The organism is Promicromonospora sp. CA-289599 (assembly GCF_050936155.1).
In the GTDB taxonomy this organism is placed as follows: Bacteria; Actinomycetota; Actinomycetes; order Actinomycetales; family Cellulomonadaceae; genus Promicromonospora.
Window position 1 is genome coordinate 5,133,925 of the sequence record NZ_JBNJNI010000001.1, and the last position, 21,932, is coordinate 5,155,856.

The following is a 21,932-nucleotide window of genomic DNA, read 5'->3' on the forward strand; positions in this document are numbered from 1 at the left end:
AATGATCGAGACCGGCACCGATCGTGATCGGTACCGGTCTCGGCCTGCGCGGCGTCGGCGTCCTAGCGCGTGCGGTTCGCCCGCAGGATCTCCTCCTGGTACGGGGCGACGACGTCCCCCGAGACGCGGCAGTCGAGCAGCAGGAACTGGCGGTCGGCGACGGGCTCGGCGGCCCACGTCGCGAGGCGGTCCAGGTCGGCGAGCGAGCGCACGACGACGCCCTCGGCTCCGACGGCGGCGGCCAGGGCCGCGAAGTCTGTCTCGGGGATGAGCATCGGTTCCTTCGTGATGCCCTGCCGCCCGTAGACGTGCACCTCGGCGCCGTAGGCGGCGTCGTTCCAGACGACGGTGATGCCGCGCCCGCCGGCGGTGCGCACCGCGGTCTCGAGGTCGGCGAGTGCCATCAGCCCGCCCCCGTCGCCGGTGGTGAGCACGACGGCGTCGTCGGGCCGGGCCGCGGCGGCGCCGGCGACGCTGGGGAAGCCGAGCCCGATGGACTGGTAGGCGGTGCCGACCATCACCATGCGGTCGGGGGAGGCGACCGGCCAGTACATGTTGGCCCAGCCGATGAAGTGCCCGCCGTCCGAGACGACCACGCGCTGCGCGGGCAGCAGGTCGGCGAGGCGGTGCGCGACGGCGCGCGGGTCGAGTCGCCCGTCGGGGGCGATCCCGTCGGCGGGGCCGGTGTCGTAGCGTCGGGCCGCCGCGACGTCCACCGTCTCGCGCCAGCCGGACGGCTTGGCGGCCAGGGTGTTCAGCTCCTCCAGGAGGATGCGGGTCACGAGGGCGGCGTCGCCCCGGACGAAGCCCCCGACGTGCCGGTGCGTCGCGGCGGGCGCGGTGTCGACCTGGACGACGCGGGTGCCGGGCGCGAACAGGTCGCCGAACCGCATGGTGAACTGGTTGAGCGACGCCCCGACCACGACGGCGACGTCGGCCTCGCGCACCAGCTCCATCGCCCGCTCGGCGCCGAAGCCGCCTGCGACGCCGAGGTCGTACCGGCCGTCGGGGAAGATTCCCCGGCCCAGCGCGGTGGTGGCGGTCAGCGCCCCGGTCGCCTCCGCGAGGTCGCCGAGTGCCGGGCCCGCTCCGGCGAGCCAGGCTCCGCGCCCGGCGAGCAGCAGCGGCCGCTCGGCGGTCGCGAGGTGCTTGGCGAGGTCGGTGACGGCGGCGGCGTCGAACGGCCCGGTCGGTGCCATCGGCGCGGGGAGCGTGGGCTCCGGCGCGTCGGGGATGGGCCCGGCCTCCAGCGCGGCGACGTCGTAGGGGATGGCCAGCACCACGGGCACGCGGTAGGTCAGGGAGTGCTCGATGGCGATGACGCTCGTGGCCGCCGCGTCCGCGCGGCCGACGGTATAGGTGCGCGCGCCGACGGCGGCCGCGAGCGCGATCTGGTCCACGTCCCAGGGCCTGGGGCCCGACGTCGGCTCGTCGCCGGTCAGCAGCACGAGCGGCACGCGGGCCGCTGCGGCCTCGGCGAGCGCGGTGAGCGCGTTGGTGAACCCGGCGCCGTAGGTGGCGGTGGCGGCGGCGATGCGGCCGGACGCGCGGAAGTGGGCGTCGGCGGCGACCACGCCACCGGCCTCGTGGCGGACGGCGGTGAACCGGGCCTGCGTCGAGCGCGTGAGGTCGTCGAGGAACCAGGCGTTGCCGTTGCCCATGACCCCGAAGACGTGGTCCACATGGCGGGCGACGGTACGGGCGACGTGTGCGGACACGGTGGGCACAGGGGCCTCCAGGGAAACAGTGACGGATGAGTGGTGCGGTCCGTATGTGTCCCGTGCGGCCCGGCTGGAGGGCTGCCGCGCGCCCCTTTTTCGAGCGCAGGCGGTTCGTCCGCCTTGACGCCTCGAGTATAGCTACGCCGTCGTGGCGCGGAAGCGCTTCGACGAGTTCATGCCAAACGATGGACATTTCTGAAAGTTCACCCCATCATTGTTTTCACCCGCTTTTCAGCGGATTTCGTCGGGCCAATGAGGGTCCGGCGAGACCTGACCGAAAGGACCGAGATGCGTCAGAGTCGAACCGCATCGATCAAACACCGGATCACCGGCATCGTCGCCGCGCTGTGCCTTGCCGTAGTCCCCGTCGTGGCCACCGCCGCGCCGGCTCAGGCCGCTAGCACGTGCGCCAGCGGCGGCAACATCCCGATGGGCAAGTACTACGTCGTCAACAACCTCTGGGGCAGCGGGTCCGGCTCCGGCTGGCAGTGCGTGTGGGACAACTGGCAGTCGGGCGACACGATCGGCTGGGGCACCAACTGGGAGTGGAGCGGGCAGTCCAACTCGGTGAAGAGCTTCTCCAGCGTCGTCCTCGGCTGGCACTGGGGCTGGCAGCGTTCGGGCACGGAGCTTCCGGTGCGGCTGAGCGCTAACCGCAGCGTCCCGACCACGTGGGACTACGGCGTGACCGGCTCGGGCACGATGAACGTCGCCTATGACCTCTGGCTGCACAACGAGTCGAACCCCGGGGCCTCGAGCGGCCCCAGCGACGAGATCATGATCTGGCCCTACAAGTCGGGCGGGGCAGGGCCTGCCGGCACCCGCCAGGCGACCGTCAACATCGGTGGCGGGACCTGGGACCTGTACCGCGGCTGGATCGACGCCGGCAACGGCACCGGGTGGAACGTGTTCTCGTTCGTCCGCACCTCGAACACCAACTCGGTGAACTTCAACCTGCGGGACTTCACCAGCAACCTCGTGAACCGAGGGTGGATCAGCAACAACAAGCACCTCACCAGCGTCCAGGCGGGTACCGAGGTCTTCACCGGCAACGGCCAGCTGAACACCAACAGCTACTGGGTCGACGTCCAGTAGCGCAGGACACCGCCCTGTAGCTGCCGCGAAGTAGTAGAGCGCTTGTCCGAGTCTTCCTGAGCACTCCGGGAAGACTCGGACAAGTGCCTACTTCGCGGCAGTTCGCGGCAACGGGGGTGACCGTCAAGCCGGGGTGAGCGTGTACTTGGTCTGGAGGTACTCGTGGATGCCCTCGGCGCCGCCCTCGCGGCCGAGGCCCGACATCTTCCAGCCGCCGAACGGCGCCGCCGCGTTGGAGACGACGCCGACGTTGAGGCCCATCATCCCGGTCTCCAGGCGCTCGATCATGCGCTGGCCGCGTGACAGGCTCTCGGTGTAGACGTAGCTGACGAGCCCGTACTCGGTGCCGTTGGCCAGCGCGACCGCCTCGTCCTCGGTGTCGAACGTGGCGATCGCGAGCACGGGGCCGAAGATCTCCTCGCGCAGGATGTCGCTGCCCGGCGTGACGCCCGTCAGGACCGTCGGCTCGAAGAAGCTGCCCGCCCCGTCGATGCGCGAGCCGCCGGTGGCGAGCTCCGCGCCCCGGGCCACCGCGTCCTGGACGAGCGCCTCGGCCTTCGCGACTGCCTTGTCGTCCACCAGCGGGCCGATGGTCACCCCGGACTCTGTGCCGCGGCCGATCACGAAGCCGTTCACCGCGGCGGTCACCCGGCGGGCGAACTCGTCGGCGATCGAGGAGTGCACGATGAAGCGGTTGGCGGCCGTGCACGCCTGCCCGATGTTGCGGAACTTCGCCGCCAGGGCGCCCTTGACCGCCTGGTCCAGGTCGGCGTCGTCGAAGATCACGAAGGGGGCGTTGCCGCCCAGCTCCATCGAGGTGCGCAGCACGCCCGGCGCAGCCTGCGCCAGGAGCTTCTGGCCCACCGGCGTGGAGCCCGTGAAGGACAGCTTGCGCAGCCTCGGGTCGCTGATGATGGGCTCGGAGACGGCGCCGGAGCTGGACGTGGTGATCACGTTGACCACGCCGTCGGGCAGACCGGCGTCCTGCAGCAGCCTCGCGAGGTAGAGGGTGGTCAGCGGCGTCAGCGCCGCGGGCTTGACCACCACGGTGCAGCCGGCCGCGAGGGCGGGCGCGATCTTGCGCGTGGCCATGGCCAGCGGGAAGTTCCACGGTGTGATGAGGAAGCAGGGCCCGACGGGGTGCTGGCTGACGATGATGCGGCCGGTGCCCTCGGGGTTGGGCCCGTAGCGGCCCGTGATGCGCACGGCCTCCTCGGAGAACCAGCGCAGGAACTCGCCGCCGTACGTGACCTCGCCGCGGGCCTCCGCGAGCGGTTTGCCCATCTCGAGGGTCATCAGCAGGGCGAAGTCCTCGCTGCGCTCCTGGAGGAGGTCGAACGCGCGGCGGAGGATCTCGCCACGGGTCCTCGCGGGGGTGGCGGCCCACGCGGCCGCTGCGCCGACGGCGGCGTCGAGCGCGGCCATGCCGTCCTCCGCGCCGGCATCGGCGATGGTCTTGATCGTCTTGCCGGTCGCCGGGTCCTCGACGGTGAGCGTGGCGCCGGCCGTGGCGGGCCGCCACGCACCGCCGATGAGGAGCCCGTCGGGGACGGAGCCCAGCAGGTCGGACTCGCGGGTGTCGGTCATGTGTTCTCCTTCGTGGGCATGTTCGTGATCGTGGGCGTGTCCGTGGGCATGGTGTCCGGCTGGAGCAGTGCCCCGGCGAAGAACGCGCTGAGCTCGTCCGTCGCGCTCAGGGGGAGCACAGCGGCAACGTACTGGTCCGGCCGCACGACGACCACCACGCCGCCCCGGTCGATGCCCCGCAGCTCGAAGATGTCCTGGGCGGGGTCGGTCGCGTACACCTTCTCGTGGTCGACCAGCTCGAACGGGCCGACCCGGGGCTTGAAGACCTCCGGCACGTCGGGGAACTCCACGCCGAAGTGGTCCTGCTGGTAGACGACCTTGACGTCGAGCACCGAGTCCGGGTCGGTGCCGGCCGGGGTGTGGCGCAGCAGTGGTGAGTCGGGTGCCGTACCCAGCCACTGGGCCCACTCCCGCAGCGCCGAGGGTTCGCCGGGCGCCGCCGCGTCGGCGAACGCGTAGACGCGCCACCGCCCGTCGGCGCGGGCATGGTGCCCGAGGTGGGCGGGGTTGCCCTCGGCCACGCGTTCCACCGGGGCCGACTTGAACCGCTTGCCCACCGGGAAGCCGGTGGCGAGGTGCTGATGGACCGGCTCGGACACGATCATGGACGGCTGGTACTGCGTCATGAACCCGCAGGGGAACTCGGCGGTCTTGACGTAGAAGTCCTCGAGATAGGTCGGGTCGGGCAGGTCCTCCGGGGGCGTGGCCATGAGGCGCGACCACTCCCGGTCGAAGTCGATGAGGTCCTGCGCGACGACCTGCCGCTCGGCCGAGTAGGTGGCCAGCAGGGACTCCGGAGCCCGGCCCGTGAGCACGTGCGCCAGCTTCCAGGCGATGTTCCAGCCGTCCTGCATCGACACGTTCATCCCCTGACCGGCCTTCGCGCTGTGCGTGTGGCAGGCGTCGCCGGTGAGGAACACCCGGGGCGTGCGGATGCCGGTGAGGTCGTCGGGTACGTCGTCGAACCCGTCGGTGACCCGGTGTCCCACCTCGTACACGCTGTGCCAGGGCACGTCCTTCACGTCCAGCGTGTACGGGTGGATGATCCGGTTCGCCCGCGCGATCACCTCGTCCAGCGACGTCACGCGGATGCGGGTGCCCTCGCCCGGCGGCACCTCGCCGAGGTCGACGTACCAGCGGGCCAGGTACCCGCCCTCGCGGGGGATGAGCAGGATGGAGCCGCCGTCGTGCGACTGGATGGCGCACTTGGTGCGTACGTCCGGGAAGTCGGTCACGGCGAGCACGTCCATGACGCCCCAGGCGTGGTTGGCCCGGTCGCCCACGGGCTTGCGGCCGATCGCCTGCCGGACGGCGCTGTGCGCACCGTCCGAGCCGATGACGTAGCCGGCGCGCACCGTGCGGGACGCGCCCTTCTGTGGTCCGGTCGTGTGTCGCAGCGTGACGGTGACGGGGTGGGCTGTGTTCTCGTCAGGCTCGGCGACGGTGAGCCCGACGAACTCCAGCCCGTAGTCCGGGGTCACCCGGGCGGGTGCCCGTGCCGCGACCTCGGCGAAGTAGTCGAGCACCCGTGCCTGGTTGACGATCAGGTGCGGGAACTCGCTGATCCCGTGGGCGTCGTCCGGCGGGACGGCGCCGCGGACGATGTTCGCCGGGTTGGCGGGGTCGGGCTTCCAGAACGCCATCTCGGTGATCCGGTAGGCCTCGGCGGTGATGCGTTCCGCGAACCCGAACGCCTGGAACGTCTCGACGCTGCGTGCCTGGATGCCGTCGGCCTGGCCCATCTCGAGGCGGCCGGCCCGCCGCTCGACGACATGGGTGCGGATGCCGGGGAACTGCGCCAGCTGGGCGGCGGCGATCATGCCCGCCGGTCCGCTGCCGACGATGAGCACGTCGACCTCGTCCGGCAGCTCGGCGGGGCGATCGAGACCGTAGCCGGCGGCGGGCTGGACGCGCGGGTCACCGGACACGTAACCGTGATGGTGGAACTGCATCGTTCTTCCGTTCTGCTCGTGGGGCCTGCTCGGAGGGCCGGCCCGGGCTCAGGCCCGGGCGAGCCCGTAGATCGGGCTGGCGGCCTGCTGTTCCTCGTGGTCCGGGCCGAGCGGGATGCCCGTGCGATCGCGCAGGAGCAGCGTCGCGGCCAGCCCGATCACCGTCATGCCTGCGAGATACAGGGTTACCGACGTCGTCGTGCCCGTCGACTGCACCAGCGCCGTCGCGATGGTCGGTGCGAACGCCCCGCCCAGGATCGACCCGATCGCGTACGAGATGGAGACGCCGGAGAACCGGATCGACGCGGGGAACAGCTCCGCGTACAACGCCGCCTGCGGGCCGTAGGTGAGCCCCAGACCGATCGACAGGAAGCTCAGGCCGAGCACCAGCGAACCGAACGTCGCGCCGTTGACCAGGGGGAACAGCGTGAGCACACCGGCGAGCTGGACCACGAAGCCGATGGCGTACGTGGTCCGGCGGCCGAGCCGGTCGGACAGACCGCCCGCGAACCACGTCGCCACGAGCCAGACGACGGCGGAGATCGTCACGGCCCACAGGACCGGCCCCTGGCCCAGCCCGACCGGGCCTTCCGGATCTGAGGCGTAGCGCTGGATGTAGCCCCCGGTGGTCATGTAGCCGACGGCGTTGTTGCCGGCGAAGACGAGGGCCGCGACGATCACCAGCGGCGTGTGCTTGCGGAAGAGCTGCAGCAGCGGCTGCCGGGTGGTCTCGGCGCGCTCGGCGATCTCGACGAACACTGGGCTCTCCTCGACGCTGCGGCGCACCCAGTACCCGACACCGATGAGCGCGACGCTCAGCAGGAACGGTACGCGCCAGCCCCAGGCGAGAAACGCGTCGCCCGGGGCGACGGCGGTCATGATGCCGAGGACCGCAGACGCGAGCAGCAGGCCGAGCGGGACGCCGATCTGGGGCGACGCACCGAACAGGCCGCGGCGGTGCACCGGCGCGTGCTCGCAGGACATGAGCACGGCTCCGCCCCACTCCCCGCCGGCCGAGATGCCCTGGAGGATCCGCAGCGTCACCAGCAGGACCGGAGCTGCGACGCCGATCTGGGCGTACGTCGGCAGGAGGCCGATGAGTGCGGTCGCCACCCCCATCAGCACCAGGGTCAGGACGAGCACCGGGCGCCGCCCGTACCTGTCGCCGAGATGCCCGGCGACGAACGCGCCGAGCGGGCGGAAGAGGAAGCTCACGCCCACAGAGCCGAAGGCGAGCAGAGTACTGAGGCTGGGGCCCGCGGGCTCGAAGAACAGCTGGCCGAAGACAAGGCCGGCGGCCGAGGCGTAGATGAAGAAGTCGTACCACTCGACCGTCGTGCCGACGACGGTCGCGAGGACGACGCGGCGGCGCTCGCGGGACTCGGGCGCGCGGGCCGCGGAGGGCCCGTCCGGGACTAGGCGTGACATCGCATGACTCCCTCGTCATCCGGGCCTGCCGTCGTTGGCGGGCCTGTGGTGGGCGGCTCGGCCGGGGTGGCCTTGCCGGGTTCCCACGGACCATATACGATTTGAGATACAAAGCGCCAGAGGTCACGGGAAGCAGCGGACGGACCGGCGGAACGACGGGCAAGGGAGCTCATGGGTACCGACGCAAGTACCGAAGCGCAGGCCTCGGCGACGCGGACGCCAGCGGCAGGCGGTCCGCTCATGGAGCGGCCGGGCAAGATCGTCGCTGTCCACATCGCGTACCTGTCGCGCGCCGAGCAGCGCGGACGGCGGCCCGTCGCGCCGTCGTACTTCCTCAAGCCGACCAGCTCGCTCGCCGCCACCGGAGGAGTGGTCGAGCGGCCGGCCGGCACGGAGCTGCTCGCGTTCGAGGGGGAGGTCGCGCTGGTCATCGGCAGACCCGCCCGGCATGTGTCCGTCGAGAAGGCCTGGGACCATGTCGCCGCCGTGACCGCGGCCAACGACCTGGGCGTCTACGACCTGCGCTGGGCCGACAAGGGCTCGAACGTGCGCTCCAAGGGCCGCGACGGCTACACGCCCGTCGGCCCGGCGCTCATCGACGCCCGCGCGGTCGATCCCGCCGGGCTGCGCGTCCGCACCTGGGTCAACGGCCAGCTCGTGCAGGAGGACACCACGGACGAGGACGCGCTGCTGTTCCCGTTCGCGCAGCTCGTGGCCGACCTGTCCCAGCACCTCACGCTCGAGACCGGCGACGTCGTGCTCACGGGCACGCCCGCCGGATCGAGCGTGGTGGTGCCGGGCGACGTCGTCGAGGTCGAGGTGGACGCCCCGGCGGCGCCCGGCGCGCCGACGTCGGGCCGCCTGGTCACGACCGTCGTGCAGGGCGACGTGCCGTTCTCCGACGTCGGCGCCGGGCCGAAGGTCGACGACACCCAGCGTGCGGAGGCGTGGGGGAGCCGCGAGGCGGCAGGACTGGCACCGGAGCCGGGTGCCGAGCCAGACGCCGGGACGGAGCCGTTCGTGCTCACCGACGAGCTCGCGGACAAGCTGCGCCGCGCACCCGTCGCCGGGCTCTCGGCCGAGCTGCGCAAGCGCGGCCTGGACAACGTGATCATCGAGGGCGTGCGGCCCAACGTGCCGGGCGCGACGATCATCGGCCGCGCGCGGACCCTGCGGTTCGTGCCGAACCGGGAGGACCTGTTCGCCGCGCACGGCGGCGGATACAACGCCCAGAAGCGGATGTTCGACACCGTCGGCGCCGGCGAGGTCATAGTCATCGAGGCACGCGGCGAGAAGGGGTCGGCGACCCTCGGCGACGTGCTGGCGCTGCGCGCGCACGTGCGCGGGGCGGCAGGTGTGGTCACCGACGGCGGCGTGCGCGACTTCGAGGCCGTGGCCGCGACAGGGCTCCCCGTCTTCTCGGGCGGTCCGCACCCGGCGGTGCTCGGCCGCCGGCACGTCCCGTGGGACACCGACGTCGCAGTCGCCTGCGGCGGAGCGACGGTGCTGCCCGGTGACATCGTCGTGGGCGATGCGGACGGCGTCGTCGTCGTACCGCCGCACCTGGCCGAGGAGGTGGCCGAAGCGACGATCGCCCAGGAGGAGCAGGACACCTGGGTCGCGCAGCAGGTGGCCGCCGGCCACCCCGTGGACGGGCTCTTCCCGCCGAACGCCGAGTGGCGGGCGCGGTACGAGACCTGGAAGTCGCAGGTGCAGGGGGCCCAGGCGCCGACTCCTGAGGCCGAGGGAGAGTCGCGATGACCGGCGGCGACGTGACGGCGTCGGCCGTCGAGACCGCGTTCGCGGGCGCGCTCAGCAAGTCCCAGCTCGCGTACGACTACCTGCGCGACCGCATAGCGCTGCACGAGCTGAGCCCCGGCTACCGCCTCGTGCTGCAGAGCATCGCCGACGAGCTGGCGATGAGCGTCGTGCCGGTGCGCGAGGCGATCCGGCGGCTGGAGGCCGAGGGCCTGGTGACGTACGAGCGCAACGTCGGCGCGCGGGTCGCGATGGTCGACGAGCACGGTTACGTCGACGCCATGCAGGCCCTCGGCGTCGTCGAGGGGGCCGCCACCGGACTCTCCGCGCGCGCCATCTCGGCCGCGGACCTCCAGCGGGCGACCGAGGTGAACGACCACCTGCGCGCGGTGCTCGACCACTTCGACCCCCACGCGTTCACCGCACTGAACCGGCAGTTCCACTCGGTGCTGTTCGAGTCGTGCCCCAACAAGCTGCTGCTCGACATGGTCCACCGCGGCTGGGCCCAGCTGTCCGGCCTGCGGGACTCCACGTTCGCGTTCGTACCCGGCCGCGCCAGGGACTCCGTGGCCGAGCACGCCCACATCCTCGACCTGATCTCCGGCGGTGCCGACCCGCTCGAGGTCGAGATCGCCGCACGCAACCACCGCTGGGCGACCATGCAGGCCTTCCTGGACGCCCGCGCCGACAGGGCAGACAGGGTCGACAGCGCAGACAGGGCCGACAGCGCAGTGGCCCGCCCGACACCACTCAGGGAGACCCCGTGACCGACGAGCCGACCAACCAGCCGACCCGCCACGTGCCGGCCGACCTGCCCGGCCGCATCCAGCACTACATCGGCGGAAAGTTCGTCGACTCCACCGACGGCGACACGTTCGACGTGCTCGAACCGGTGACCAACGACGTCTATCTCCAGGCGGCGGCGGGCAAGCAGACCGACGTCGACCTGGCCGTCGCCGCGGCGCGCGACGCATTCCTGAACGGACCCTGGCCCAGGATGCTCCCGCGCGAGCGCTCGCGGATCCTGCACCGGATCGCGGACATCGTCGAGTCGCGTGACGCCCGGCTCGCCGAGCTGGAGAGCTTCGACTCGGGCCTGCCGATCACCCAGGCGCTGGGCCAGGCCCGCCGCGCCGCGGAGAACTTCCGGTTCTTCGCCGACCTCGTGGTCGCGCAGGCGGACGACACCTTCAAGGTCCCCGGCCGGCAGATCAACTACGTCAACCGCAAGCCGATCGGTGTCGCAGGCCTCATCACGCCCTGGAACACACCGTTCATGCTCGAGTCCTGGAAGCTCGGCCCGGCGCTCGCGACCGGCAACACGGTGGTGCTCAAGCCCGCGGAGTTCACGCCGCTCTCGGCGTCGCTGTGGGCGGGCATCTTCGAGGAGGCGGGACTCCCGACCGGTGTGTTCAACCTGGTCAACGGCCTCGGCGAGGAGGCGGGCGACGCCCTGGTCAAGCACCCGGACGTGCCGCTGATCTCGTTCACGGGCGAGAGCCGCACCGGCCAGCTCATCTTCGCCAACGCCGCCCCGCACCTGAAGGGCCTGTCGATGGAGCTGGGCGGCAAGTCGCCGGCCGTCGTCTTCGCCGACGCCGACCTGGGCGCCGCGATCGACGCGACGATCTTCGGCGTCTTCTCGCTCAACGGCGAGCGTTGCACCGCCGGCAGCCGCATCCTCGTGGAGCGGGCGGTCTACGACGAGTTCGTCGAGCGCTATGCCGAGCAGGCGAAGCGGGTGGTGGTCGGTGACCCGCAGGACCCGCGGACCGAGGTGGGCGCGCTGGTGCACCCCGAGCACTACGACAAGGTCGTCTCCTACATCGAGATCGGCAAGACGGAGGGCCGGCTCGTGGCGGGCGGCGGACGGCCGGAGGGCTTCGGAGGAGGCAACTTCGTGGCGCCCACGGTCTTCGCCGACGTGCCGCCGTCGGCCCGGATCTTCCAGGAGGAGATCTTCGGCCCGGTCGTGGCGATCACCCCGTTCGACACGGAGGAAGAGGCGCTCGCCCTGGCCAACGGTGTGAAGTACGGGCTGGCCGCCTACGTGTGGACCAACGACCTGAAGCGCGCGCACAACTTCTCGCAGGCCATCGAGGCGGGCATGGTCTGGCTCAACTCGAACAACGTGCGCGACCTGCGCACGCCGTTCGGCGGGGTCAAGGCCTCCGGTCTCGGGCACGAGGGCGGCTACCGCTCGATCGACTTCTACACCGACCAGCAGGCCGTGCACATCACGCTCGGCACGGCGCACAACCCGACCTTCGGCAAGGGAGCCTGAAGATGACCGACCCGATCCCCACGCCCCTGGCGTCGCCGCCGGACATCCTGCGGTGCGCCTACATGGAGCTCGTCGTCACCGACCTCGCCGCCTCGCGGAACTTCTACGTCGACGTGCTCGGCCTGGTCGTCACCGCGGAGGACGACGACGCGGTCTACCTGCGCAGCCTCGAGGAGTTCATCCACCACAACCTGGTGCTGCGCAAGGGGCCGGTAGCCGCCGTCGCCGCGTTCTCCTACCGGGTGCGCAGCCCCGAGGAGCTGGACCGCGCGGTCGCGTTCTACACCGAGCTCGGCTGCCGCGTCGAGCGTCGCGCCGAGGGCTTCACGAAGGGCATCGGGGACTCGGTGCGGGTGATCGACCCGCTCGGCTTCCCGTACGAGTTCTTCTACGACGTCGACCATGTCGAACGCCTCGCGTGGCGGTACGACCTGCACACCCCCGGCGCGCTGGTGCGCCTGGACCACTTCAACCAGGTGACGCCGGACGTGCCGCGCGCCGTGAAGTTCATGGAGGACCTCGGCTTCCGTGTCACCGAGGACATCCAGGACGCCGAGGGCACGACGTACGCCGCCTGGATGCGCCGCAAGCCGACGGTCCACGACACGGCGATGACGGGTGGCGACGGCCCGCGCATGCACCACGTCGCGTTCGCGACACACGAGAAGCACAACATCATCGCGATCTGCGACAAGCTCGGCGCGCTGCGCCGCTCCGACGCGATCGAGCGCGGCCCGGGACGGCACGGCGTGTCCAACGCCTTCTACCTGTACCTGCGCGACCCGGACGGGCACCGCGTGGAGATCTACACGCAGGACTACTACACCGGCGACCCGGACAACCCGGTGGTGACCTGGGACGTGCACGACAACCAGCGTCGTGACTGGTGGGGCAACCCGGTGGTGCCGTCCTGGTACACCGAGGCGTCGCTCGTCCTGGACCTGGACGGCAAGCCCCAGCCGGTCGTCGCGCGGACCGACTCCTCCGAGATGGCCGTGACCATCGGCGCCGACGGGTTCTCCTACACGCGTCCGGAGGACTCCGCCCGCACAGGTGGAGACGGGCTGCCCTCGTGGAAGCAGGGCGAGTACAAGCTGGGGCACCAGCTGTGACGGGGGCGGGGGAGCGCGTGCTGGACGACGCGACGATCACCACCATCGCCGACGAGCTGGCCCGCGCCGAGGCCGACCGCACCACCGTGCCGCTCCTGACGGCGCGGTACCCCGGCATGACCGTCGAGGACTCCTACGCGGTGCAGAACACGTGGCGCCGGCGCGGCATCGAGGCCGGACGACGCCCCGTGGGTCGCAAGATCGGGCTGACGTCGAAGGTCATGCAGGCCGCCACCGGCATCACCGAGCCGGACTACGGCGCGATCTTCGCCGACATGGTCTTCGACAACGGTTCGGTCATCGAGCACTCGCGGTTCTCGAACGTGCGGATCGAGGTGGAGCTGGCCTTCGTGCTGCGCGACGGGCTGAAAGGGCCGGACGTCACGGTGTTCGACGTCCTGCGTGCCACCGAGTACGTGGTCCCGGCCCTGGAGATCCTGTCGTCGCGGATCGAGATGGCCGGGCGCACCATCGTCGACACGATCAGCGACAACGCGGCGATGGGCGGCATGGTCTACGGCGGCAACCCGGTACGGGTCGGCGAGACCGACCTGCGCTGGGTCTCGGCGCTGCTCTACCGCAACGAGACCATCGAGGAGTCCGGCGTGGCCGCCGCGGTCCTCAACCACCCGGCCACCGGCGTCGCCTGGCTGGCGAACAAGCTCGCCCAGCACGACGACGCGCTGGAACCCGGGGAGATCGTCCTCGCCGGCTCCTTCACGCGGCCCGTGTGGATCGAGCCCGGCGACACCGTGCTTGCCGACTACCGAGAGCTGGGGACCGTCTCGTGCCGATTCGTCTGACCCTCCCGCCCACGTTCCGCGACCGCATCGCCGGCTCCGACCGGCCACAGGCCGGCATGTGGGTGTGCACCGGCAGCCCGCTCGTGGCGGAGATCTGCGCGGGCGCCGGCCTGGACTGGCTGCTGATCGACGGCGAGCACTCGCCGATCGGCCTGGAGACGACGTCGGCGCTGCTGCAGGCGGTGGCGCCCTACCCGGTCACGCCGGTGGTGCGGGCACCGTCGGACGACGCCGTGGTGCTCAAGCAGCTGCTCGACCTGGGCGCCCAGAACCTGCTGGTGCCCATGGTCGACACCGCCGAGCAGGCGGCCGCCGTCGTGCGAGCGGTGCGCTACCCGCCGCGGGGCATCCGCGGCGTGGGCAGCGCGCTGTCCCGGGGCGCGCGCTGGAACCGCGTAGTGGGCTACATGCCCGACGCCGACCAGCACGTCTCGCTGTTCGTGCAGGTCGAGTCGGCCACCGGTGTCGAGAACGCCGCGGGCATCGCGGCCGTCGACGGGGTCGACGGCGTCTTCGTGGGCCCGTCCGACCTGGCGGCCTCCATGGGCGTGCTCGGGCAGCAGACGCACCCGGACGTCACCGCGGCGGTCCGCGCGACCTTCGAGGCGGTGCGTGCCGCGGGCAAGCCCGTCGGCGTCAACGCCTTCGACCCGGCGGTGGCCCGGTCGTACCTGGAGGCGGGGGCGTCCTTCGTGCTGGTCGGCGCCGACGTCGCCCTGCTGGCCCGCGGTTCGGAAGCCCTGGCAGACACGTGGATCGGCAGCGGTGAGGGCGAGGCGGACGCGGGGGAGTAGCCCGCCTGCGCCGTCGCGCCAGCCGCCTGGTGGCCGGCGCCGGGCCGCCGTAACACCTGGGCAAGGTGCCGGGCGTGCTGAACTCCGTGCACCTGGAACCCGAGTTCGCGGGTTCAGCTGAACCGTTCAGCTGCGCCGAATCAGACGTGACTCTGCCGAACCAGGTTCAGCCGAGCCGGCAACCCCCAACCGCAACTTGTCGGTCCACCCGCGAGCGGAACGGCGCCGAACCGCAGCAGACACGTCATTCGGGATCCATATCGACCTGCAACTCGCGGTTCGGCTCGTCGGGTGACCCGCACCTTGCGGTTGGGCGTCAAGCGCGCGACGCGTAACTTGCGGTTCGGCGTCCTGAACGGCCGGTGACGGCGGAGCCTGCAGCGTCCGCTAGCGGTCGACGAACGTCAGCGCCAGCAGGTGTTCGCGGAGCCGCGTCAGCTCCTCCGGTGCGGGCTCCATGCCCCAGACCGGCTGGGCGCTGACGCCGTCGGCCGCCGCGAGGACGAGCGAGAGCACGTCCTCGGGGAGGCCGTCGGCCCGTAGGTCCTCCTGCCAGCGCTGCGCGTCGGCGCGCGCGAGCTCGGTGACCGCGTCCACCGTCGACAGGTGCGCGATCACGACCAGCGCGTCGCGTGACGCCGCCGGGTCCAGCGCACCCTCGATCGACACTCGCACGTAGCCGCGCACCAGGCGCCCGGGAGCGTCGTCGTCCGGGGGGACGGCGGCCAGCACCTCGACCCGGAACCGCTCGAGCCAGTCGGCGGCCATCGCCAGCAGGAGCTCCTGCTTGCTCGCGAAGTGGTACAGCAGCCCGCCCTTGGAGACCCCCGCGCGGCGTGCGACGTCGTCGAGGGTCGCCGAGATCCCGCGCTCGCGGACCAGTCGGCTCGCCGCGTCCAGCAGCGCGGCGCGCGTCTGCTCCGGGTCCCTGCCCGCCGTCCGACCCACTGGCCAACACCCCACTCTCTGCTCTCGAACGTACTGCCCGGCATGGACTATAGAGCCCCCGGCCAGAGCCACCGACAAAAACTGTACCGGCTGGACGGTACAGTAGTGCGGTGACCGCTTCATCTCCCGCCCTCTCCGCGCGCCGCAGGTGGGCCGCGCTCGCCGTCCTCGTGCTGGCGGTCGGCCTGCTCGCCATCGACGGGACCGTCCTCTACCTGGCGGTCCCGTCACTGACCCGCGACCTCGCACCGACCGCCACCCAGGTGCTCTGGATCGGCGACATCTACTCGCTGGCCATCGCCGGTCTCCTCGTCGCGATGGGCACCCTCGCCGACCGGGTCGGGCGCAAGCGCCTCCTGCTCATCGGGTCGACGGCGTTCGGCGCGGCCTCGGCGCTCGCGGCCTTCGCACCGAGCGCCGAGATCCTCATCCTGGCCCGCCTCCTGCTCGGTGTGGCGGGCGCGACGATCATGCCCTCGACGCTCTCGCTCATCCGCACGCTGTTCCCCGAGGCGCGCGAGCGCAGCCGGGCCATCGCGGTGTGGTCGGCGGCGGCCGGTGGCGGCGCCGCGATCGGACCGCTGGTGGGCGGTGCGCTGCTCGAGCACTTCTGGTGGGGTTCGGTCTTCCTCGTGAACGTCCCGGTGGTCATCGTGCTGGTCATCGCGGGCGCGGTGCTGCTGCCCGAGGCGAAGGACCCTGAGCCCGGGCGCCTCGACGTCCTCTCGGTCGTGCTGTCGTTCGCGGCGGTGATGCCTCTGGTGTGGTCGATCAAGCACGCGGCCTCCGAGGGCGTGGACGCGCTGGCGGTCGGGGTGCTGGCGCTCGCGGTGCTCTCCGGCTTCGGTTTCGTGCGGCGTCAGGCCCGGCTCGTCGCGGACGGGCGCGGCCCGCTGCTCGACGTCGGACTCTTCAAGATCCCCGCGTTCAGCGGAGCCGTGGCGGCGAACCTGATAGCGATCTTCGCGCTCACCGGCATGCTGTTCTTCTTCTCGCAGTACCTGCAGCTCGTGCGGGGCTACTCGCCGCTGGTCGCGGGGATCGCCGAGCTGCCGGCCACCATCGCGTCCATCGTCGTGGTCGTGGTGGTGGGCTGGTCCATCACGCGGTTCGGCCGTGGCCCCGCCATCGCCCTCGGTCTCGGGGTCACGGCGCTCGGCATGGTCGCGATCGCGGTGGCCGAGGGCGCCGACCACTACGCGTGGCTCGCGCTGGCACTCGTGCCCGCCGGGCTGGGGGTCGGGCTGGCGATGACCCTGACCACCGACGCCGTCGTCTCCGCGGTGCCGCCCGCCAAGGCGGGCGGGGCGTCGGCGATCTCCGAGACCGCCTACGAGCTCGGGGTCGCGCTCGGCGTGGCGGTGCTCGGCTCGCTCGTCACCCTGGGCTACCAGGCGCGCGTCGCGCTGCCCGCCGACCTGACCGCAGGCGACCGGGCGCAGGCGAGCGACTCGCTCGCCTCGGCGGTCGCGGTCGCCGGCGACCGGGCGGACGTCCTGGACGCGGCCAGGGAGGCGTTCGTCGCCTCCCTGCAGGTGGCGTGCGTGGTGGCGGCCGTGCTGACCGCGTTCGCCGCCCTGGTCGCGTGGCGGCTCATCCCGGCCGAGGGCAAGAACGCCCGGTGAGCCTGCGGGAGCCGGTCACCGCGGACTCCGCGGAACTGGGGCGGCTCAGGTCGGGTTGACGGCGCCGGTCCGGGACGCGCGGTGCCGCCCGCCCCGGTGGTCGTCGGCGACGAGCCGTCGTCCGAGGCCGCGGAGCGCCCAGGAGACCTCGCGGACGTCGATGAACGCGCGCGTGCACCCGGCGCAGTCGTCGAGGTGGAGCTCGACACGGTGCCGCCCGCTGGGTGCCAGGCGTCCGTGGAGGTAGTCGTGCAGGGCGGCTCGGGCGACGCGGCACTCTGGCCGGTGCGCGTCCCGGGTGCGGGTGGCGGCGGACCGCCTGGGAACGTCTGCGGAGTCGGCCAGGTCGGCGAGCGCGGAGCGGAGCTGGGCGACGGCGGTCGGTTGTGCGGCGGTCGGCTCGGGGACCGGTGCGACGCCATGGCTGTCCTGCCTGTACGCGGTGACGGGCGAGGTGCCCGGCTCCGCGCGCAGCCGGTCGACCCGAGGATCGCCCGTGGTCGTCATGCGAACCCGTCCCTCTCGATGCCTGGTGTTCCGACCTGGTGCTCCGACGTGGTGCCGACTGCCTGGTGTTCCGACCCGCTGGGCCAGAGTTCCACGAGTCGGGTGTCCCGCAACTCGGGCGCGATGGCAGACGCTATCGCCGCAGGCCGGCGCCGGGCGCACGCCATGCCGATGCCGGCGCTCCACCTCCCGGCCGCCGGGCAAGCGGCAGCACGGGATCGGCCCGGGTCCGGGGCCTGCGGGAAGCGTCCGCGGCGCTCCGCCTACGTCGTCCGATCCCGGGCGAGGTAGCCACCATTCGAAAACTTCTGCTCCGGTGGGTGACGCCGATGCAGTCACCCACCCCAGGACCGCCGAGTGCTGGACATTTGCGCTTCTCAGGCAAGGGAAGGAGCAAATACCCAGCACTCAACAGGTGAGGTGGGTCAGGTGATGTGGGTCAGAGGGATCCGCCTGCGGCCTTCGGGGCGGCGGCGGACTCGCCGGCGTCGCCGATCGTCTCCCGAGCCACGTAGTTCTCCAGGTCGAACAGGTTGTCGCCGGCCCGCTTGGCGACGGTGACGAGGGTGGTCGCGGCGGCGACCTCCTCGACCTGCTCCTCGAGGAACCACATGAGGAACTGCTCGCCGAGCGCGTCGCCCTCCTCGCGCGCCGCGCGGAAGATCGCCTCGATCTGCCGCGTGACCTGCTGCTCCTGGTCCAGTGCGAGCTGCAGCGGCTCGATCACGTCCGCGAAGTCGTTGCGCACCGCGGGGGTCCCGGGGATCTGCACGGGCAGCCCGCGGTCCAGGTGGTACTGCACGATCATCATCCCGTGGTTGCGCTCCTCGAGCGCCTGCCGGTAGAAGTGCGCGGCCAGCTGCGGCAGGTCGTGGCTGTCGAACCAGACAGCGATCGCCACGTACTGCAGGTGCGCGGCCAGCTCGTGGCCCACCTGCTCGCCCAGCAGGCGTAGGTACTGCGAGTTCTCCGAGGTCGTCGTCATGCCCCTCACGCTACCCGGGGTCGGGGACACCCCGCCTCTTGACGCATGCCCATATGGGTATATGTTTGAGCCATGGCACGAGCAGCGACCACTACCGACGCGTTCAACGCGGTGGCCGAGCCGCGCCGTCGCGAGATCCTCGACGCCCTGGCCGGCGGCGAGCTCGCGGTGGGCGACCTGACCGAGCTGCTCGGGCTCGCCCAGCCGCAGGTGTCCAAGCACCTGCGGGTCCTGCGGGAGGTGGGGCTGGTGGACGTGCGCGACGACGGGCGCCGCCGTCTGTACCGCGTGAACGGCGCGCCCCTGCGTGCGGTCCACGACTGGGTCGTCCGGTACGAACGGCTCTGGAACGAGCGGTTCGACCTGATCGACGACGTGCTCGCCGAGCTGTCCGAGACCGAGGGCGATACCGAGAGCGCTACCGAGACACGAGCAGAAGCAGAAACCGGAAGAGGAGATTGACATGGCCACCACGACCAAGGGCAGCGCCGTCCTGACGCTGCCCAGCGACACCGAGATCCTGGTCACCCGGGAGTTCAACGCACCGCGCCACCTCGTGTGGAAGGTGCTCACCGAGCCCGACCTGATCAAGCGCTGGTGGGCCGGGCGGCGCGGGACCGTGACGAGCGCGTCCGTCGACCTCCGGGTCGGCGGCGCCTGGCGGTACGTCATGACGGCCGACGGCGGGTTCGAGGTGGGCTTCCACGGCGAGTTCCGCGAGATCGACGCGCCGGGCAGCATGGTGCAGACGGAGGTCTACGAGGGGACACCCGACGGCGACTCGGAGCCCACCCTGAACCACTACACGCTCACCGAGCGGGACGGGCGCACCACGCTCACGGTCCGCACGGTCACGTCGAGCAAGGAGCTGCGCGACCTGATCATCGACTCGGGCATGGAGGGCGGCATGCAGGAGGGCTACGACCTCCTGGAGGAGCTGGCGGCGGACCTGGCGACCTGACCCCGGCACCTCGTTGAGTGCTGGGTACTTGTCGTGTCGTGAGCCGAAGCTCGACAAATACCCAGCACTCAACGGAGGGTGGTTCGGAGGGCGGCCGTCAGGTCCTCGATCTGGTCGAGCTGCTCGGGTGTGAGGGCGTCTATGAACAGCTCGCGGACCGCGCGCAGGTGCGGGACCGACGCGCTCCGGAAGGCGCGGGCGCCCTCGTCGGTGAGCACCACCTCGGCGCCGCGGTAGTCGACGGCGCAGTCGTCGCGGCGGATCAGGCCGCGCCCCTCCATGCGCCGGATGTGGTGGGAGAGGCGGCTGCGCTCCCAGTCCACCGCCTTAGCGAGCGCCGAGGAGCGGAGCCGGCGCCCGGGTGCCTCGCTCAGGGCCAGGAGCACGGTGTAGTCGCCCGACGAGAGGGCCGACTCGTCGTGCAGGCGGCTGCTGAGCCGTGCGTCGAGCTCGCGTGCGGTCTCGATGAACCCGCGCCAGATGCGCAGCTCGTCCGCCGTCGGCGACTGCCGGGACCGGCGCTGCGTGGTGTTCGTCACGGCGACCTCCAGGTGATTGACGTGTCAACCATATCGGGTACATGATTGACACGTCAATCAAATGTGCAGGGCAGTCGTGGAGGAGTCCTCATGGGCGACATCGAGTTCGGCATCGACACTTTCGGCGACCTGCCGCGGAACGACCGCGGCGAGGTCATGTCCCACGGCGCCGCGATCCGCAGCACCGTCCAGGAGGCGGTACTCGCGGACCAGGTCGGGATCGACGTGATCGCCGTGGGCGAGCACCACCGGCCCGAGTTCGCGATCTCCACGCCGGAGACGGTGCTGGCCGGCATCGCGACCACGACCTCGAGGATCAAGCTCGCCTCGGGCGTGACCGTCCTGAGCTCGGACGACCCGGTGCGGGTGTTCCAGCGGTTCGCGACCGTCGACGCGCTGTCCGACGGCCGGGCCGAGGTGATCCTCGGGCGCGGTTCGTTCACCGAGTCGTTCCCGCTGTTCGGCTACGACCTGCGCGACTACGACCAGCTGTTCGAGGAGAAGATCGACCTGTTCGTCAAGCTCCTCGACGAGAAGCCGGTCACCTGGGAGGGCACGCTGCGGCCCTCGCTGGAGAACGCCGACGTCTTCCCCAAGACGGACTCGGGCCGCCTGACCACCTGGGTCGGCGTGGGCGGTTCACCGCAGTCGGTGATCCGCACCGCCCAGTATGGGCTGCGGCTGATGCTCGCGATCATCGGCGGGGCGCCCGAGCGGTTCGCGCCGTACGTCGACCTCTACCGCCGGGCGACCAGGGAGCTCGGCACCACCGCCTACCCGGTGGGCATGCACTCGCCGGGCTTCGTCGCCGAGACGGACGAGAAGGCGATGGAGCTGTTCTACCCGGGGTACAAGGTGATCCGCGACCGCATCGGCGCGCTGCGCGGCTGGCCGCCCCTGCGCCGCGAGGAGTTCGAGGCGGACGTCGCCGAGGGCTCGCTCTACGTGGGCTCGCCCGAGACCGTCGCCCGCAAGATGGCCCGCGCCATCGGCGCCCTCGACGTCGGCCGGTTCGACCTCATCTACTCCTCGGCGGGCACCGTGCGCGCGAGCGACCGGCTCCGCGCCGTGGAGCTCTACGGCACACAGGTCGTCCCGATGGTCCGCGAGCTGCTCGCCGACCAGCCGGCGAAGGTGGAGGTCGCGTGATGGCGGCGGCTCCCGTGCGCACCCTCGGCATCCTCGGCGCCGGCAAGGTCGGCACCGTGCTCGCCCGCCTCGCCGTCGCGGCCGGATACCGCGTGCTCGTGGCGGGCTCGGGCGACCCGGCCCGGATCGCGCTCACCGTGGAGGTCCTCGCTCCGGGGGCCCGTGCGGTCGACGCCGAGACGGCGGCCCGCGAGGCGGACGCCGTCGTCCTCGCCCTGCCGCTCGGCAAGTACCGGACCGTCCCGGCCGGTGCGCTTGAGGGCAAGCTCGTCATCGACTCGATGAATCACTGGTGGGAGATCGACGGGCCCCGCGACGGGATCCTGCCGGTGGGGGAGTCGACGAGCGAGCTCGTCCAGGCCGCGCTTCCCGGCGCGCGCGTCGTCAAGGCGTTCAACCACATGGGTTATCACGACCTCGAGGACGGAGCCCGGCCGGCCGGCGCGTCCGGCCGCAAGGCGATAGGGATCGCCGGAGACGACACGGCCGACGTCGCGGCCGTGGCCGCGCTCGTGGACCTGCTCGGCTTCGACCCGGTGGTGGTCGGAAAGCTCGCCGAGGGGGTCCGCATGGAGCCCGGCACCCCGGCGTTCGGGGCGAACGTCGACTCCGCGCGGCTCGAGGAGATGCTGGACGGTGACCGCTCGACGGCGACCGACCTGGAGCCGGCCCTGGACGTCTGAC

The 21,932-nt window shown here is 71.7% G+C and carries 20 protein-coding genes; 12 read left to right on the forward strand and 8 right to left on the reverse strand.

Annotated features, from left to right (window positions below):
• Positions 1-62 precede the first annotated feature (62 nt).
• On the reverse strand, positions 63-1,727 hold the full coding sequence (locus ACQEVI_RS22855) for a thiamine pyrophosphate-binding protein (RefSeq protein ID WP_432903273.1): 1,665 nt from the start codon (positions 1,725-1,727) through the stop codon (positions 63-65).
• Between the two features lie 282 nt (positions 1,728-2,009).
• Between ACQEVI_RS22855 and ACQEVI_RS22860 the strand changes: the two genes are divergently transcribed.
• Positions 2,010-2,816, forward strand: a complete 807-nt coding sequence (locus ACQEVI_RS22860) for a GH12 family glycosyl hydrolase domain-containing protein (RefSeq protein WP_432903275.1) — start codon at positions 2,010-2,012, stop codon at positions 2,814-2,816.
• 123 nt (positions 2,817-2,939) lie between these two features.
• Here the strand turns inward: ACQEVI_RS22860 and ACQEVI_RS22865 are convergent, their stop codons facing one another.
• Genes ACQEVI_RS22865 through ACQEVI_RS22875 form a run of 3 tightly spaced genes read right to left on the reverse strand, consistent with a single transcriptional unit; the run spans position 2,940 to position 7,783 of the window.
• Positions 2,940-4,403, reverse strand: coding sequence for an NAD-dependent succinate-semialdehyde dehydrogenase (locus ACQEVI_RS22865; protein ID WP_432903278.1), 1,464 nt, complete (start codon positions 4,401-4,403; stop codon positions 2,940-2,942).
• Positions 4,400-6,355: an FAD-binding monooxygenase gene (locus ACQEVI_RS22870; protein ID WP_432903280.1), complete on the reverse strand. Its 1,956-nt coding sequence runs from the start codon at positions 6,353-6,355 to the stop codon at positions 4,400-4,402. Before ACQEVI_RS22870 ends, ACQEVI_RS22865 begins: the two co-directional genes overlap by 4 nt.
• A gap of 48 nt (positions 6,356-6,403) precedes the next feature.
• Positions 6,404-7,783: an MFS transporter gene (locus tag ACQEVI_RS22875; protein ID WP_432903283.1), complete on the reverse strand. Its 1,380-nt coding sequence runs from the start codon at positions 7,781-7,783 to the stop codon at positions 6,404-6,406.
• A gap of 240 nt (positions 7,784-8,023) precedes the next feature.
• Between ACQEVI_RS22875 and ACQEVI_RS22880 the strand changes: the two genes are divergently transcribed.
• From ACQEVI_RS22880 to ACQEVI_RS22905, 6 genes are read left to right on the forward strand one after another with little or no spacing between them, the layout of a single operon-like run.
• Positions 8,024-9,544, forward strand: coding sequence for a fumarylacetoacetate hydrolase family protein (locus tag ACQEVI_RS22880; protein ID WP_432906066.1), 1,521 nt, complete (start codon positions 8,024-8,026; stop codon positions 9,542-9,544).
• Positions 9,541-10,308, forward strand: a complete 768-nt coding sequence (locus ACQEVI_RS22885; protein WP_432903286.1) for a GntR family transcriptional regulator — start codon at positions 9,541-9,543, stop codon at positions 10,306-10,308. Before ACQEVI_RS22880 ends, ACQEVI_RS22885 begins: the two co-directional genes overlap by 4 nt.
• The gene (gene hpaE, locus ACQEVI_RS22890) at positions 10,305-11,825 is read left to right on the forward strand and encodes a 5-carboxymethyl-2-hydroxymuconate semialdehyde dehydrogenase (RefSeq protein ID WP_432903289.1); all 1,521 of its coding nucleotides are present in this window, start codon (positions 10,305-10,307) and stop codon (positions 11,823-11,825) included. The genes ACQEVI_RS22885 and hpaE overlap by 4 nt, the downstream gene beginning before the upstream one ends.
• Positions 11,826-11,827: 2 nt before the next feature.
• Positions 11,828-12,937 carry a 3,4-dihydroxyphenylacetate 2,3-dioxygenase gene (gene hpaD, locus ACQEVI_RS22895; protein ID WP_432903291.1) on the forward strand — a complete coding sequence of 370 codons (1,110 nt, stop codon included), beginning with the start codon at positions 11,828-11,830 and terminating at the stop codon, positions 12,935-12,937.
• Between the two features lie 17 nt (positions 12,938-12,954).
• Positions 12,955-13,740: a 2-oxo-hept-4-ene-1,7-dioate hydratase gene (gene hpaH / locus ACQEVI_RS22900; RefSeq protein WP_432906068.1), complete on the forward strand. Its 786-nt coding sequence runs from the start codon at positions 12,955-12,957 to the stop codon at positions 13,738-13,740.
• A complete protein-coding gene (locus tag ACQEVI_RS22905; RefSeq protein WP_432903294.1) occupies positions 13,725-14,534 on the forward strand; it encodes an HpcH/HpaI aldolase family protein in 810 nt (269 codons plus the stop codon). Before hpaH ends, ACQEVI_RS22905 begins: the two co-directional genes overlap by 16 nt.
• 387 nt (positions 14,535-14,921) lie before the next feature.
• On the opposite strand, the gene ACQEVI_RS22910 is transcribed toward ACQEVI_RS22905, so the two are convergent.
• Positions 14,922-15,482: a TetR/AcrR family transcriptional regulator gene (locus tag ACQEVI_RS22910; protein ID WP_432903297.1), complete on the reverse strand. Its 561-nt coding sequence runs from the start codon at positions 15,480-15,482 to the stop codon at positions 14,922-14,924.
• 110 nt (positions 15,483-15,592) lie between these two features.
• Between ACQEVI_RS22910 and ACQEVI_RS22915 the strand changes: the two genes are divergently transcribed.
• Positions 15,593-17,107 (forward strand): MFS transporter, encoded by a 1,515-nt coding sequence (locus tag ACQEVI_RS22915; protein WP_432903300.1) that lies wholly within the window; start codon positions 15,593-15,595, stop codon positions 17,105-17,107.
• 45 nt (positions 17,108-17,152) lie between these two features.
• On the opposite strand, the gene ACQEVI_RS22920 is transcribed toward ACQEVI_RS22915, so the two are convergent.
• Both ACQEVI_RS22920 and ACQEVI_RS22925 read right to left on the reverse strand, forming a co-directional pair.
• Positions 17,153-17,614 carry a zf-HC2 domain-containing protein gene (locus tag ACQEVI_RS22920; protein ID WP_432903303.1) on the reverse strand — a complete coding sequence of 154 codons (462 nt, stop codon included), beginning with the start codon at positions 17,612-17,614 and terminating at the stop codon, positions 17,153-17,155.
• Between the two features lie 439 nt (positions 17,615-18,053).
• On the reverse strand, positions 18,054-18,599 hold the full coding sequence (locus tag ACQEVI_RS22925; protein WP_432903306.1) for a ferritin: 546 nt from the start codon (positions 18,597-18,599) through the stop codon (positions 18,054-18,056).
• A gap of 72 nt (positions 18,600-18,671) precedes the next feature.
• Here ACQEVI_RS22925 and ACQEVI_RS22930 point away from each other — a divergent pair, with 72 nt between their 5' ends.
• Both ACQEVI_RS22930 and ACQEVI_RS22935 read left to right on the forward strand, forming a co-directional pair.
• Positions 18,672-19,061 carry an ArsR/SmtB family transcription factor gene (locus ACQEVI_RS22930; RefSeq protein ID WP_432903309.1) on the forward strand — a complete coding sequence of 130 codons (390 nt, stop codon included), beginning with the start codon at positions 18,672-18,674 and terminating at the stop codon, positions 19,059-19,061.
• 1 nt (position 19,062) lies between these two features.
• Positions 19,063-19,560 carry an SRPBCC family protein gene (locus ACQEVI_RS22935; RefSeq protein ID WP_432903312.1) on the forward strand — a complete coding sequence of 166 codons (498 nt, stop codon included), beginning with the start codon at positions 19,063-19,065 and terminating at the stop codon, positions 19,558-19,560.
• 68 nt (positions 19,561-19,628) lie between these two features.
• Here the strand turns inward: ACQEVI_RS22935 and ACQEVI_RS22940 are convergent, their stop codons facing one another.
• Positions 19,629-20,099 (reverse strand): MarR family winged helix-turn-helix transcriptional regulator, encoded by a 471-nt coding sequence (locus ACQEVI_RS22940; RefSeq protein ID WP_432903315.1) that lies wholly within the window; start codon positions 20,097-20,099, stop codon positions 19,629-19,631.
• A 90-nt stretch (positions 20,100-20,189) separates the two neighbouring features.
• Here ACQEVI_RS22940 and ACQEVI_RS22945 point away from each other — a divergent pair, with 90 nt between their 5' ends.
• A complete protein-coding gene (locus tag ACQEVI_RS22945) occupies positions 20,190-21,248 on the forward strand; it encodes an LLM class flavin-dependent oxidoreductase (RefSeq protein ID WP_432903318.1) in 1,059 nt (352 codons plus the stop codon).
• The gene (locus tag ACQEVI_RS22950; protein ID WP_432903321.1) at positions 21,248-21,931 is read left to right on the forward strand and encodes an NADPH-dependent F420 reductase; all 684 of its coding nucleotides are present in this window, start codon (positions 21,248-21,250) and stop codon (positions 21,929-21,931) included. The genes ACQEVI_RS22945 and ACQEVI_RS22950 overlap by 1 nt, the downstream gene beginning before the upstream one ends.
• Position 21,932 lies beyond the last annotated feature (1 nt).

Coding starts and splice junctions, on each gene's coding strand:
- ACQEVI_RS22860 (WP_432903275.1), top strand. CDS start 2,010: ATGCGTCAGAGTCGAACCGCATCGATCAAACACCGGATCACCGGCATC.
- ACQEVI_RS22865 (WP_432903278.1), bottom strand. CDS start 4,403: ATGACCGACACCCGCGAGTCCGACCTGCTGGGCTCCGTCCCCGACGGG.
- ACQEVI_RS22870 (WP_432903280.1), bottom strand. CDS start 6,355: ATGCAGTTCCACCATCACGGTTACGTGTCCGGTGACCCGCGCGTCCAG.
- ACQEVI_RS22875 (WP_432903283.1), bottom strand. CDS start 7,783: ATGTCACGCCTAGTCCCGGACGGGCCCTCCGCGGCCCGCGCGCCCGAG.
- ACQEVI_RS22880 (WP_432906066.1), top strand. CDS start 8,024: ATGGAGCGGCCGGGCAAGATCGTCGCTGTCCACATCGCGTACCTGTCG.
- ACQEVI_RS22885 (WP_432903286.1), top strand. CDS start 9,541: ATGACCGGCGGCGACGTGACGGCGTCGGCCGTCGAGACCGCGTTCGCG.
- hpaD (WP_432903291.1), top strand. CDS start 11,828: ATGACCGACCCGATCCCCACGCCCCTGGCGTCGCCGCCGGACATCCTG.
- ACQEVI_RS22920 (WP_432903303.1), bottom strand. CDS start 17,614: ATGACGACCACGGGCGATCCTCGGGTCGACCGGCTGCGCGCGGAGCCG.
- ACQEVI_RS22925 (WP_432903306.1), bottom strand. CDS start 18,599: ATGACGACGACCTCGGAGAACTCGCAGTACCTACGCCTGCTGGGCGAG.
- ACQEVI_RS22930 (WP_432903309.1), top strand. CDS start 18,672: ATGGCACGAGCAGCGACCACTACCGACGCGTTCAACGCGGTGGCCGAG.
- ACQEVI_RS22935 (WP_432903312.1), top strand. CDS start 19,063: ATGGCCACCACGACCAAGGGCAGCGCCGTCCTGACGCTGCCCAGCGAC.
- ACQEVI_RS22945 (WP_432903318.1), top strand. CDS start 20,190: ATGGGCGACATCGAGTTCGGCATCGACACTTTCGGCGACCTGCCGCGG.
- ACQEVI_RS22950 (WP_432903321.1), top strand. CDS start 21,248: ATGGCGGCGGCTCCCGTGCGCACCCTCGGCATCCTCGGCGCCGGCAAG.